Consider the following 12115-nt stretch of genomic DNA (forward strand, 5'->3'; position numbering starts at 1 on the left):
AAGATGCCAGAGTTGCGAATTGACAGAAAGGCATTTGACTGTATATTTAAACAGTATTTTAGTGCTTGGATTTGACGTTTCATGGAGGAGGCTCATTGGCTGATTTTTCGGTTTCGATGCTCTCGGTGCTGGGCCTGAGCAGCATCGCGATTCTGACCTCAGTGATCGCCGCCATCCTGGGTTTTGGCGGTGGGATGCTGCTGATTGCGTTTATGCCGCTGTTTCTGCCGGCTGCTGCAGTCATTCCGGTCCATGGTGTCACGCAAATGGTCAGCAACGTCAGCCGGGCTGTTTTCTCCTGGCGTGAAGTTGCATGGTATTTGTTGCCGGCCTACTTCATTGGTGCAGCAACAGGTACCTTGCTGGTTGGGTTGACTGTGGTGCATTTAGCCACCAATTACCTGCCGCTGTTTATCGGCAGTTATATTTTGCTCAATGTCTGGCACAAAGGATTCATGGGCTGGATCAGTCGGTTTGAGTCTATGTTTATGGCAGGTTTTGTCTTGAGCGCTTTGGGGCTGCTGGTTGGGGCTCCCGGACCTGTGTTTCATCCGATGGTGATGAAAAAACTCGGGAATAAGCATCAGCTGGTGGCAACGACGGCAATGATGATGACTATTGCGCATGGCCTGAAACTGCTGATGTTTGGCTGGATTGGATTTGCTTATCTTGAACAGTGGCCATTGCTGCTCGTCCTGATGCTTTCGGCCATTCTGGGTTCCTGGCTGGGAACCCATGTTCGCCGACGAACAGATGATGAGATGTGGATTGTTGCCATGAAAATCTTACTGAGTGCACTGGCAGTCCACATGATGATCTCAGTGGCTACTGAGCTGTGATCACAAGCAGTGACTGCAAGTTGATGACATAAACTTGGAATGACATGAATAAGGGAGAGAACACATGGAAAAGGAAACTTTGGCTGCTGCCTGGCTGGCCTATGTTGAGGTGACGGGTCCGTATGGCGAGAATTATGAGCCAGCTTTACAGACCCTGTTTTCCTGGGCAGGTCAGCACGGAGTTGAAGACGGTCAGTGTATTTTTGTTTATCTGGATGACGTCGAAACGACCCCTGCGCAGAAATGCCGGACCCGAGTGGGGATGACTGTTCCTGAAGGAACGATAACGGGTGGTGCAGTTGCGCTGATGCATTTACCGGGGGGGGAATATGCAACCCTGCGGGAAAAAGTCACAGATAAGTCTCAGTACGGCGCTTACTGGCAGCAACTGAATCAGGAATTAGCGGCTGTTTCCTCGCTGAGTTTTGATGGAGAAAGACCTTGCTTTGAGCTTTATCACAGTGTGGATGAAGAAAAGGATATCTGTGATACCAGCTTTTGCATGCCGGTGAAATAGAATTCGCAGCAAACAGACTCTTATGTTGTGCCTGTATTCAGTCTGTTTGCTGCAAAGGTAGTGCGAGGTTAATCCTCTGATAAATCAAGATATTCCTGTAACTCTGAGAGCTGCCGGATGCGTTCGGCAGCTAATATCCCAAGCCAGTCTTCCTGCGTCAGGTTTGGATTCAGTGATGTCAGCAAAGCTGCCGTCTGATCGCGATAACTTCGCCAGGCTCGCTGCACGCTCTCAAGATCTTCAGCGCTGACCTCAAGATTGATATCTTCAATGGGTTCAGCTTTTAATCGTTGCGTCAGGTTGCTGAAAGTCTGTTCCAGCGTTAAATCTGCTTCCTCCAGGGCCGGAATATCTTCAGGTTCTGAACCAGACAGTGTGTCGATAATTTGTGAGAGATACCTGTCATTTTGTACAGAAACGGACTCAATCCGAAAAGCGGAATGGCTGCTCCCGCTGTGTAATTCTTCATGCCTTGCTTTGTGTTCAAAAAAATCATTCGCCATTTGAACCGCATTTTTGATGGCAGTTTGTTGCGAAGGTGAAAAGGTGGCGGATGGCCCCTTCCTGACGATTATTTCTGGCCAGTTGTTGTTCGCCGGCAAAGCGATTGGTACAAAAGGCGGTGCCAACTCCGCTGGTCACGTACTGACATAAGTCGAATTGAAACGGTTTCTGATGCTGCCAGTGATCGTAGGCATCCAGAACGGCATATTTCACTTCAGCCGGGGCAAAACCGCCCTGACAGATCAATTGCAGTGTCTGTTCATTTTTTGGTTGTTGCAGGTATCGGGTATTGCGGGATATCTGTTCTGCCACTTCCCATATCTGATAAAGCGAATTGTCTGAAACAGCTTTGTTGTAGGCCATTCTGTCGGCTTCTGTCAGGTTTTCTGGTTTCAGATTTCCGGCTTGTGCGCACAGTTGTTTCGTGCCGGGATCGAGATTGACATTTACCGGCGACTGATTGGCCAGAGAGGGCAGAGAAATAAATAGTGTGATCAGGGAAAGGGCTGAAGCCTTCACAGAGAAACCTTTAATGGCGTGTCCTGACATAGTCGGGTGTATGGTGAATCGGAAAGTGTGCCGATACGATCGCAGGTTGTTCGTGAAAGAACAAGGGGTATGAAGCAATAATCCGGCCTGTTGCGAGTGATCTCGTCAAAGATAGCTGAAACAGGCCAGAAGCACGATTGTTAGCGTGGCTGAGTCAGCAGTCGTTCAATGCTCTGAGTCAGTTTTTTATCGTCCGGTTTGGTGGTGCTGGCGAAGACGGTCACGACTTTGCCCTGACGATCGACCAGATATTTATAGAAATTCCATTTTGGTGTGACACCTGAGTCTTCGGCGAGTTGCCGGAAGACCGGATTCGCATCACTGCCACGCACTGCGCTCCGGGTCATCATCGGAAAAGTAACGCCGTAGTCCAGGTAGCATACTTTGGCGGTATTTTTTTCAGTGCCTCTGTCCTGAAAAAAGTCATTGGAAGGAAAGCCGATGACAGCAAACCCTTGATCTTTATAGGTCTTGTAAAGTGCTTCTAAACCTTCAAATTGCGGCGTGAATCCACATTGACTGGCCGTGTTGACCAGGAGTAATACCTGTCCCTGATATTGCTGACACAAGTTAACGGTATCCGTACTGTTGAGTTTGCCAATTTCATAATTCAGCAACGGGGGGCAGTCTGAACGAGCTGCCTGAGCCGGAACAACGGCCATCAGTGACGAGGCGAAAAGCGTTGCTTTAATGAGATATCTGGCAATTGAGCGTTGCATATGCATTTCCTGTCCATAGCGGCCAATTCAGATTGATGACCATTCATATCAGTATTGTGTTCAATTTAAGCACTGAATGATAGTCACGGAGTAAATTCAGCAGATTTTTCTGATGTGGCTGTCTGATTCACAGGCAGTTTGTGCGTGATTTACTGTGAAGCGGGTGTGTCTTGACTGCGCCAAGAATGAAGACTGGTATTTTTCGTGTAAGGGACTCATACGGAATGTCTACGCTGTTCGGGGACATAAAATTCTCACTTTTTGCTCAATCCAGATGAAATTTATCGATTTTTTTGTTTAAAACGACGCTTGTGTTTTAATCCGCCTCTAAACAAAAGTTTAGCTCATTCAATAAAACAGAATTCCTTTTAAAGGTGCGCATTAGCGCACTTTTTTGTTTTTCATTTGTTAAAAATTGTCATGATATTGATCAATTTATTTAACATTTGTATGTAAAAAAATGCTCGAGTTGGCAAATACTCAAGGCGTGCAATGAGGCGTAATGCACATCATGTTTCCCAAATTGAGCAGATGAATAATTAAGAAGAATGACGATGATGAAGAAACATCCAATCTACCTTTCGTTGGCAGCAGTCCTCATGACAGGCTCTGCGCAAGCGGCACTAAACGATTATGCCATTGTACTGGTGCATGGCTTCCAGCCTGACCAGTTAAAATCGAAACCCGACCGGGATCAGGTTGGTGTGGAAGGTGCAGAATACTGGCAGGATTTTTGGCTTGCCCATGCAGATGCCCGGATCGACTGGCCGTCTCATGAGCGGATCGAAGGGAAAATTTCCACTGATTACCTGTGGCCGAAACTTAAGGAACTCTCACAAAAAGGGACGTGTAAGCCCGGGTGTGTTTTTGTCACCCATTCCACGGGTGATCTGGTTACACGCTATTTAATTGATAATCAGGCGAACTGGCTGACAAATGCGGGGCTGGAACCTTTAAATATTGTTGCAACGTATGACTTTGCCGGTGCCGGCGGCGGCTCTGAGTTAGGTGACCTGGTCGTGAATGTCGCCGAAGGCGGCGGAGCCTGGAACACAACGCTACGCTATGCGCTCTCGCTCTGGCTTGGTGAGTTACCGGACAGTCAAAATACCGGGGTGCTCAACGATCTGCGTGTTGCAAATGCCCGTCAGCTTGCAGCACTCCCTGACAGCCGGGTGCCGCGATTACGCTTTGCCGGGGACAGCAGTGACTACCTGGGGGCGACATCAGGTTTCCTGCCGGGCAATGATGATGGCGTGGTTGCCAGCCATTCGTCCTGTGGAGCCAGCGAAGCCGGGGGTTTCAGCAGCTGCTCAGTGCATGTGGCCTACAGCGGCAAGCTGGCAACCCAGCCGAAAGGCGTGAGCCGTTTCATGCCTTATCACTATCCGCTGCTTATGGGTGAGGACTACAGTCATCGGGGGGTGATCAGTTCTCAGCATGAGGGGGAGGTAACGACCGCCGCAGCTCAGGCCACTTTATTGGACGGCAAAGTGATCCGGATGAACTCGACGGATGAATGGTACTGGCTCAATGGCCACTACTATCGTTACGTCGATGGTTCAGACTCGAAAACGATCTCTGAAATTGCATACAACTTTTAATCATGTCTTTTTCTGGCTTTGGTTCTGACCAAAGCCTTTTTTCGTGAATCGTGACTATGAAGAAAAGGAAAATCGCTGCTGCGCTGACCGGGGGCTGCGTGCTGTTATGGGGAGCTGCGGCTTTGTGGCCGGAAAAACAATTTCAGACTCAGATCACTCCGGATGAAACACCTGAGCGTACGCCGGAAAAGATGAAGCAGGAAGCAGGACCCCGGGGGGAAACCATGACCCGGGGTGCGATTTCGGAGAATCATGAACACAGCGAATTGAGCACTGAACCAGAGTTGCGGTTGCCGGTTGAAATGAAAACCCAGTTTGCGGTCTTATCGAAGGTTTATGCGGCTGAGCTGGCCTATCCGGCATATTCCCGGCCGATCACGGCGCAAGACAAACAATGGCTGGAACCCAACCGGTATATGCCGGTGAAAGCTCCGGTGCTGGACGGCGAGGATTCAGCGGCATTAGTGCTGAAAAAGTACCGGCATTTTTTTCCTGAGGATATCCGGCTCAGTATTCAGAGTGGTTTACCTGTAGCCGCCATGACGGTGGAACTGTTTGATCTGCAGACACATCAGCGATTGACCGGGAAGAAGACTTTGGAGAATCAGGTTGTTTTTCCGTCTGAGGAGCACTGGCCGGATGAAATCAGAGCGAAAGCCACCGTGGATTTTTCGACCGGGACAGACATTCTGACCGCAGACTTTCAATTCTTTGTGCCCGTTGCTGAAGTGACCCAGGTGGCCAAGCCTGTCATTTCCGGGGCCAACGTCGAAATTCCTGTCATGTTAACCGTGAAGAAAGCCGGGATTTACCGGATCCGGGCCAACCTGTTTACGGCCAGCGGTCAGCCGGTTGCTGTGTTAACAGCAAAGCAAACACTGGCTGCAGGGGAACAGATAATGACTCTGCAGGCTTATCATCAGGTGTTTGCTGGTGCTGGTGAATTTGAGCTTCGGACGTTTCAGGTCGAAAAAATGTCCGGTTTTCCCGGTGAGAAAAGTCAGTATGGTATCAGTCAGCAGCCGGGCTGGCCTTTGGGCTACATTGATACCTCGCTGCTGTCGGATGAGCCTTATGTGCCAACAAAAGCAGAACAGCAGCGGATGAATTTTCTGGAAAGTGCTGCGTCAGGTTAATGCCTGTTGTGACACATCACTGAGTATCCAGTCGAACAGTAGCGTCAGGGAAGGATTCGGTGCGGTGTTTGGCCGAACCAGATAATAACACTTTCCTGACGGTACACGCTGCGGGTAAGGCAGGATCAACCGGCCTGCATTCAGGTCCTGCTGCGCCAGCGTCACATCACCCACCGCAATGCCAAACCCCTGGATTGCAGCACTGACGGCCAGATCGAGCGTAGCGAAACGCTGGTTCTGGACCGCAACCTGTCCCTGATACCCGATATGTTCGAGCCACAATTTCCAGTCAGAGTGCTGAGGGGTTGCATGCAGCCAGGTGTATCTGTGCAATGCGTCCAGTTCGACGGGGAGTGACTCCCGGCCGAACAGCGAAGGGGAGCACATGGGGGATAAATACTCATCAAAGAGTCTGAATGCTTTCGTGTCTTTCTGCGGGGGCTGCTCTGCATAACAGATCGCCGCGTCAAAAGGCTCAGAGGCAAAACTGACACTGTGCATGATGGCGGAAGTCAGCTCCACATCAATCTCCGGATGCGCCTGCTGGAATGACATCAGTTTGGGTAACAGCCAGGCGGTGATACAGCTTGGTGCTTTGAGCTTGATCTGTTGCTTCTCATTCGAGACCTGATCAACGGCTTTTTGCAATTGAGTCAGGACTTGCTGGACCAGCGGCAGAAATTCAAGTCCTTTGGGCGTCAGGGTGAGGCCGCGGGCATGTCGCTGAAAAAGGCGGACTCTGAGCTGTTCTTCCAGGGTCTGGATCTGTCTGCTGACCGCACCCTGAGTGACGTTGAGGTGTTTTGCCGCCGCAGTAAAGTTTAAGTGTTCTGCTGTGATCAGAAAGGCGTGGAGCTCTCGGGTTGAAGGCAATCTCATCGGTGACACCATTTCGGTTAGCTATGCATTTTTCTCATGGCTAGTATGCCGACTTTTCGATTCTTATTTCAAATTAATTTGTTTAATTTATGTAAAGGAAAGATATAAAGACGCTCAGGTTGAATTTTTAATCGAAATAAAGCGCTTGAGCTTGCTATTCATGCATTGCGAAGAGGTGTGCTGTGATGTCGTTAGCTACGAAACTAGTTCCAGAGGTGGTAAAAAATCTCATACCATATCAGTCTGCAAGACGCATTGGCGGTCAGGGACATATCTGGCTGAATGCCAATGAACTCGAGCAGAGTGAGCGCTATGGTGAATCAGCAAGTTACAATCGTTACCCTGATTTTCTGCCTCAGATCATTGAGCAGGCTTACCTGGAATATAGTGACAGCGCTTTCTTCGGCGCCCCTGCGTTGCAGTGTGAAACGATGGCCGTGCGCGGGGCGGATGAAGCCATTGATTTACTGATTCGTACTTTTTGTCAGCCGGGACACGATCAAATCGTGATATGTCCGCCGACTTATGCCATGTATGAGTTTTGTGCGGATTCAATTGCGGTGACGACGGTGAAGGTACCTCTGACGGATGATTTTGGTCTGGACGTGGCAGCCGTTCAACCGCACCTGAAAAACAGTAAAATTCTGTTTCTGTGTTCACCGAATAATCCAACAGGTAATGTAATCCCGCAGGAAGACATTGTCGCTCTGCTTGAAGCCGGCAAGGACTCCACGCTGGTGGTCGTTGATGAGGCATATATCGAGTTTGCCCCTCAGACCAGTGTGTCGCACCTGATTGCAGACTATCCCAATCTGATTGTGATTCGTACATTGTCAAAAGCTTTTGGTCTGGCATCGATTCGGGTCGGTTTTGTGCTGGCAGACAAGAGTGTGATGGATTATGTGGCCCGGTTAATTCCGCCATATCCGATTGCTGATCCAAGTGCACTGATTGCCAGAAAAGCGTTGCAGGAAGAGGGTCTTGCAGCCATGCGCAGACAGGCTGACACCTTGATTACAACAAGAAACTGGTTTGCAGAAGCCGTATCTGCCTTACCTTTTGTGGAGCAGGTTTATCCGTCTTCGACCAACTTTGTGTTGGTCAGGTTTAACACGGATGACTGCCTTTACGATTATTTGCTGCAAAAGGGCATCGTGACCCGTAATCAGGCTCATGATCCACGATTGGCTCGCTGTGTGCGGATTTCAATCGGAACGCAGGCCAGTATGGCGGAAACACTTCAGGCGTTAAAAGATTATCCATTTGATCCAACAAAGATAACGACGGTGTAAGAGGGAATGAGAATGAAAAAACAACTGGGAATGGGCCTGATCCTGGCGACAGCGCTGATCAGCAATGTTCAGGCAGCAGACAGACCCGTGCGTCTGGCATCTGACTTTACTTATCCGCCATTTAACTACAAAGACGAGCAAGGTACACCGAAAGGGTTTGATATCGAAATCGCGGATGCACTGTGTCAGGAAGCGCAGCTGGAATGTGTGTGGGTGTCACAAAGCTGGGATGGATTGATTCCTTCATTACTGGCCCGTAAATCAGATGCCATCATGGCTTCAATGCGCATTACGGAAGAGCGTAAAAAGCGCGTCCTGTTTACCGACAAGTATTACCAGACACCTGCCCGTTTTGTGGCCCGACAAGATGCGGCACTCAGTATTGATAAAACCGGGCTGGACGGGAAGCGGATCGGGGTTCAGTTAGGGACGATTCACGATCGTTACGTGACTGATATGTACGGCGATGTTGCGAAAATTCAGCGATATACCGGACAGGATGAAGTCTATTTAGATCTGGCGTCGGGCCGGTTGGATGCCGCTTTTGGTAATTCCGATCAGTTGGCACTGGCGTTTCTGGATAAGGAGCAAGGGAAAGGCTTTGAATTTGTGGGCGCCGCTGTGACGGATAAAGCTTACATCGGTGAAGGGACGGCACTGGCATTACGGAAAACCGATAAACAGCTGGCCGAGAAATTTAACAAAGCGATTCAGACGATTCGTGAGAACGGAACCTATGATCGGATTGCCGGCAAATACTTTAAATTCGACATTTATGGCGAATAATCGATCAGGTTGATTGTCTTTTTCATACCGGAGCAGAAACGCGGGTCAGATGACCGGCGTTTCTGCTTTCTGTGCTTCACTGCTGTTCACACAGCGCAGTGTCCGGAAAACTTGCCATTGTCTTTATCTGAGCTGTTCGTACTCAGCGTTGAATCTGCTTGATTTATTTTTTTGATGTCGTAGTGTTGCCCCCTCTGTTTCATATTGTTTTGTGAGGTCTCATGCATTACCCATCTCCATTGCAACCCGGCAGTACGGTTGCGGTGACAGCATTCTCCGCGGGTGTTCCGGCAGCTTGTCATGAACGTTTGGATTTGGTGATTCAGGGCCTGCGGGACCGCGGGTTTAAAGTGCTGGAGGGGCAATGCCTGCGTGACAGTGACGAGCATGTCAGTGCGCCTGCAGCAGTCCGTGCGAATGAGTTCATGAACTTTTTACTGGATGACCGGGTCGATGCGATTTTTCCGCCCTGGGGCGGGGAACTGGCGATGGAGATTCTGCCGCTGCTGGACTGGGATCTGCTGCGACACGCCAAACCCAAATGGCTCGTCGGATTTTCAGATATCAGCACCATTTCTGCAGTACTGACGGCCCGGTGCGGCTGGGCCAGTTTGCACAGTGCTAATCTGATGCAGCTTCATCCGACGCAGGATGACGTGCTGAATAGTGCGGTTTTTTCGTTGCTGGGCTTACCTGCAGGAGAATCCCTTACCTTAACTCAGTCAGATTACTATGAGGCCGCCGCACCAGATTATTCGAAGGTGCCAGACGCGACACTGTCACTGACCCAACCGACACAATGGCAGGTATTGTCGTCAGGACAGACTGCAGGGGCGGTGCAATTCTCCGGGCGCTTGATCGGCGGATGCCTGGATACATTCGGTCTGCTGTCAGGCACGTCTTATCTGGATATCCAACAGATGAAATCAGCGTATGCTCATGACGGACTGATCCTGTTTCTGGAAAATGGTGAATTGTCCCCGACGGCGATGGCCCGGTTGTTGTTATCCATGAAATTCAATGGCGTCTTTGATGCGGTTGACGGCGTGCTGTTTGGACGGGACGGTCTGGCTCAGGCGCATGATAAAGCGATTTCACACGCCCAGGTCATTGCCAAAGTGCTGGGGGATTTACCGGTGCCGATCTTGACGGATACGGATATTGGACATGTGGCACCGAACTTGCCGCTGGTGAATGGGGCGTACGCCGAAGTGATGCTGTCTGACGGAAAGGGGCAGGTCATTCAAACATTCAGGTAACTCATACTGTGGCAAGTGATTGATACGAATTGGCTTGCCAGAACGTCTATACTCTCAGGAAATGCGTCTCGGCGACCGCAATCGCTTCGGATAAGTACTGAGTTATGAGAGATGACAATACGGCAGTGCTGTATCAGCATGTGCGTTCAGCGCTGTCAGATGAGCAAGGCTATGCCCGTCACCTGGATGAGAAAGCGGCACATCTGCTGGCGTTGCACTCTGCTGTGATTGCGGGCTTCACCATTCTGGTTTTCATGGCATCCTCACTCTTTCTGCCACCACAACATGCGATTGGCTGGTTGGCCGGCATCTTCGTTTTGCTGACTTATGTGGGGCTGATATCCGCCTGGAGTCTCCTTTTTCGTCTGCTTCGGCCATCCGACGCCTACGGTGTTGAATTGCCGGAAACCTGGCTTGAAGATATGAAACAGCAGGGTGCGAATCAGAATGCACATCTGGCAATCGTTCGGTGTTACTCCGTCTGGCAAAAGCTGAATCAGAACAATCAGCAGAAAAATGCGCTGCTGAAAAAGGCATATCATGAGATTGTTTTCTCCGCCTGGTTAATTGCAATCGCGCTGTTGTTTCTGCTGGCAGCAAAATATTTAGGAACGGACTGATAAACACGCGGGTTGAGTGAAATGTTTTCGATCCTCAGGCGGCGCCTTAGTGATACAGTGTGCGAATGTGACAGATTGTGTGAGCATCAGGAGGGAAGATGCAATTCGTTCACTGTACTTTTGAAAGACACGGCGCAGCCATTCAGGCAATTTTCAACGATGCGATTTGTAATACCACGGCTTTATATGAATATCAGCCTCGCTCCATGGAAGTCATTCAGACTTGGTTTGCGACTAAAACAGCAAATGAATTTCCGGTGATCGGAATAGAAAATGAAACCGGTGCACTCATGGGATTTGCCAGCTACGGTACATTCAGGGCCTGGGCAGCTTTTAAATATTCTGTTGAACACTCGGTTTATATTCATCCGGAACATCAGGGGAAAGGATTAGGCAAAATGCTGATGGAAGCGTTAATCCAATCTGCCCGGGCACAGAATTATCATGTCATGGTTGGCGGCATTGACGCCTCGAATACAGGCAGTATTGCTTTACACAAGAAATTAGGCTTTGAATATTCAGGTACCATCAAGCAGGCAGCCTATAAATTTGACCGTTGGCTGGATTTGGATTTTTATCAGCTGACGCTCGACACTCCGCTTAAACCAGTTTCTGGTTGATGTAATTTTTGGGAAGGACATTGGATGTTATTTAATAACCCTTACAGCTTAGAAAAGGCCGAGCGCCTGATTCATATTTTAAACCTCACGCCAGACAGTAAAGTGCTTGATATCGGATGTGGTGATGGTGAATTTCTGCTCCGTTTGAGTCAGGCGACAGGGGCCCAATGTCTCGGGGTAGATATTTCCGGTGAAAATATTGAGGCGGCAGCCGTCAAAGCAACTCAGTTGGGCCTGACTGAGCGTGTTCGTTTTGAAGTTGCAGATGTGAACCAGCGTCAGTTTGGCGCTGAGTTCGACGTCATTATTTGTTTGGGGGCTGTCTATGCGTTTGCATCAGGTCAGGCAGCTTACCCGGAAGCATTGACTCAAATGCAACGCTGGCTGAAACCCCATGGTCAGCTTCTTGTCGGTGAAGGCTACTGGAAACAAACACCAGCTCAGGCTTATCTGGACTTTATTGGTGAGCCCGTGGGCATTTATCACAGCCATCAGGGTAATGTTGAAGTGGCAGAGTCTCACGGTTTCATCGTGGCCTATACTGCCACCAGTAATCAGGATGAATGGGATCATTTCGAAGGCAGTTTTCGTGTAAAAGCAGAGCGTGCTGCCATGGCCAATCCGGAAGATAAAGAAGCAATGAAAAAGCGTGATGCGGTGAGAGCGTGGAATACTTATTACCATCGCTATGGCCGTGAAACGATGGGTTTTGGTTTTTACCTGATGTTCAAAGTTCAGGATGAAAGATGAGGCGTGAGCAACCTGCCAGACGTTGGATATGCTGCATTTTG

At 49.5% G+C, this 12115-nt stretch carries 14 protein-coding genes; 10 read left to right on the forward strand and 4 right to left on the reverse strand.

What is annotated here, in order from left to right; all coding sequences use genetic code 11:
- Positions 1-95 precede the first annotated feature (95 nt).
- On the forward strand, positions 96-839 hold the full coding sequence (locus tag L4174_RS17325; RefSeq protein ID WP_248142661.1) for a sulfite exporter TauE/SafE family protein: 744 nt from the start codon (positions 96-98) through the stop codon (positions 837-839).
- Between the two features lie 64 nt (positions 840-903).
- Positions 904-1356: a GyrI-like domain-containing protein gene (locus L4174_RS17330; RefSeq protein ID WP_248142660.1), complete on the forward strand. Its 453-nt coding sequence runs from the start codon at positions 904-906 to the stop codon at positions 1354-1356.
- Between the two features lie 68 nt (positions 1357-1424).
- Here the strand turns inward: L4174_RS17330 and L4174_RS17335 are convergent, their stop codons facing one another.
- The 3 genes from L4174_RS17335 to L4174_RS17345 form a co-directional block, all read right to left on the reverse strand.
- Positions 1425-1859 carry a lysozyme inhibitor LprI family protein gene (locus L4174_RS17335; RefSeq protein ID WP_248142659.1) on the reverse strand — a complete coding sequence of 145 codons (435 nt, stop codon included), beginning with the start codon at positions 1857-1859 and terminating at the stop codon, positions 1425-1427.
- A complete protein-coding gene (locus L4174_RS17340; RefSeq protein WP_248142658.1) occupies positions 1849-2379 on the reverse strand; it encodes a hypothetical protein in 531 nt (176 codons plus the stop codon). Before L4174_RS17340 ends, L4174_RS17335 begins: the two co-directional genes overlap by 11 nt.
- A gap of 170 nt (positions 2380-2549) precedes the next feature.
- Entirely contained in the window at positions 2550-3128 is a 579-nt protein-coding gene (locus tag L4174_RS17345) for a glutathione peroxidase (protein ID WP_248142657.1), read from the reverse strand.
- A gap of 557 nt (positions 3129-3685) precedes the next feature.
- Here L4174_RS17345 and L4174_RS17350 point away from each other — a divergent pair.
- Complete coding sequence (locus tag L4174_RS17350) at positions 3686-4732, forward strand: hypothetical protein (RefSeq protein ID WP_248143343.1); 1047 nt, start codon at positions 3686-3688, stop codon at positions 4730-4732.
- A gap of 56 nt (positions 4733-4788) precedes the next feature.
- The gene (locus tag L4174_RS17355) at positions 4789-5868 is read left to right on the forward strand and encodes a hypothetical protein (RefSeq protein WP_248142656.1); all 1080 of its coding nucleotides are present in this window, start codon (positions 4789-4791) and stop codon (positions 5866-5868) included.
- Here the strand turns inward: L4174_RS17355 and L4174_RS17360 are convergent.
- Complete coding sequence (locus L4174_RS17360) at positions 5860-6747, reverse strand: LysR substrate-binding domain-containing protein (RefSeq protein WP_248142655.1); 888 nt, start codon at positions 6745-6747, stop codon at positions 5860-5862. The two genes, L4174_RS17355 and L4174_RS17360, sit on opposite strands and share 9 nt — an antisense overlap.
- A gap of 185 nt (positions 6748-6932) precedes the next feature.
- On the opposite strand from L4174_RS17360, the gene hisC reads away from it, so the two are divergent.
- The 6 genes from hisC (at position 6933) to L4174_RS17390 (ending at position 12074) form a co-directional block, all read left to right on the forward strand.
- On the forward strand, positions 6933-8039 hold the full coding sequence (hisC, locus tag L4174_RS17365) for a histidinol-phosphate transaminase (protein ID WP_248142654.1): 1107 nt from the start codon (positions 6933-6935) through the stop codon (positions 8037-8039).
- A 30-nt stretch (positions 8040-8069) separates the two neighbouring features.
- Entirely contained in the window at positions 8070-8825 is a 756-nt protein-coding gene (locus L4174_RS17370; protein WP_371929436.1) for an ABC transporter substrate-binding protein, read from the forward strand.
- A gap of 221 nt (positions 8826-9046) precedes the next feature.
- The gene (locus L4174_RS17375) at positions 9047-10084 is read left to right on the forward strand and encodes a S66 peptidase family protein (protein ID WP_248142652.1); all 1038 of its coding nucleotides are present in this window, start codon (positions 9047-9049) and stop codon (positions 10082-10084) included.
- 104 nt (positions 10085-10188) lie between these two features.
- Positions 10189-10704 carry a hypothetical protein gene (locus L4174_RS17380; RefSeq protein ID WP_248142651.1) on the forward strand — a complete coding sequence of 172 codons (516 nt, stop codon included), beginning with the start codon at positions 10189-10191 and terminating at the stop codon, positions 10702-10704.
- A gap of 98 nt (positions 10705-10802) precedes the next feature.
- The gene (locus tag L4174_RS17385; RefSeq protein WP_248142650.1) at positions 10803-11324 is read left to right on the forward strand and encodes a GNAT family N-acetyltransferase; all 522 of its coding nucleotides are present in this window, start codon (positions 10803-10805) and stop codon (positions 11322-11324) included.
- 24 nt (positions 11325-11348) lie between these two features.
- Positions 11349-12074: a cyclopropane-fatty-acyl-phospholipid synthase family protein gene (locus L4174_RS17390; RefSeq protein ID WP_248142649.1), complete on the forward strand. Its 726-nt coding sequence runs from the start codon at positions 11349-11351 to the stop codon at positions 12072-12074.
- The last annotated feature ends 41 nt before the right edge of the window (positions 12075-12115 follow it).

Source organism: Photobacterium sp. CCB-ST2H9, assembly GCF_023151555.2.
Taxonomy (GTDB): Bacteria; Pseudomonadota; Gammaproteobacteria; order Enterobacterales; family Vibrionaceae; genus Photobacterium.

Coding starts and splice junctions, on each gene's coding strand:
- L4174_RS17330 (WP_248142660.1), top strand. CDS start 904: ATGGAAAAGGAAACTTTGGCTGCTGCCTGGCTGGCCTATGTTGAGGTG.
- L4174_RS17335 (WP_248142659.1), bottom strand. CDS start 1,859: ATGGCGAATGATTTTTTTGAACACAAAGCAAGGCATGAAGAATTACAC.
- L4174_RS17345 (WP_248142657.1), bottom strand. CDS start 3,128: ATGCAACGCTCAATTGCCAGATATCTCATTAAAGCAACGCTTTTCGCC.
- L4174_RS17350 (WP_248143343.1), top strand. CDS start 3,686: ATGAAGAAACATCCAATCTACCTTTCGTTGGCAGCAGTCCTCATGACA.
- L4174_RS17355 (WP_248142656.1), top strand. CDS start 4,789: ATGAAGAAAAGGAAAATCGCTGCTGCGCTGACCGGGGGCTGCGTGCTG.
- L4174_RS17360 (WP_248142655.1), bottom strand. CDS start 6,747: ATGAGATTGCCTTCAACCCGAGAGCTCCACGCCTTTCTGATCACAGCA.
- hisC (WP_248142654.1), top strand. CDS start 6,933: ATGTCGTTAGCTACGAAACTAGTTCCAGAGGTGGTAAAAAATCTCATA.
- L4174_RS17370 (WP_371929436.1), top strand. CDS start 8,070: ATGGGCCTGATCCTGGCGACAGCGCTGATCAGCAATGTTCAGGCAGCA.
- L4174_RS17375 (WP_248142652.1), top strand. CDS start 9,047: ATGCATTACCCATCTCCATTGCAACCCGGCAGTACGGTTGCGGTGACA.
- L4174_RS17380 (WP_248142651.1), top strand. CDS start 10,189: ATGAGAGATGACAATACGGCAGTGCTGTATCAGCATGTGCGTTCAGCG.
- L4174_RS17385 (WP_248142650.1), top strand. CDS start 10,803: ATGCAATTCGTTCACTGTACTTTTGAAAGACACGGCGCAGCCATTCAG.
- L4174_RS17390 (WP_248142649.1), top strand. CDS start 11,349: ATGTTATTTAATAACCCTTACAGCTTAGAAAAGGCCGAGCGCCTGATT.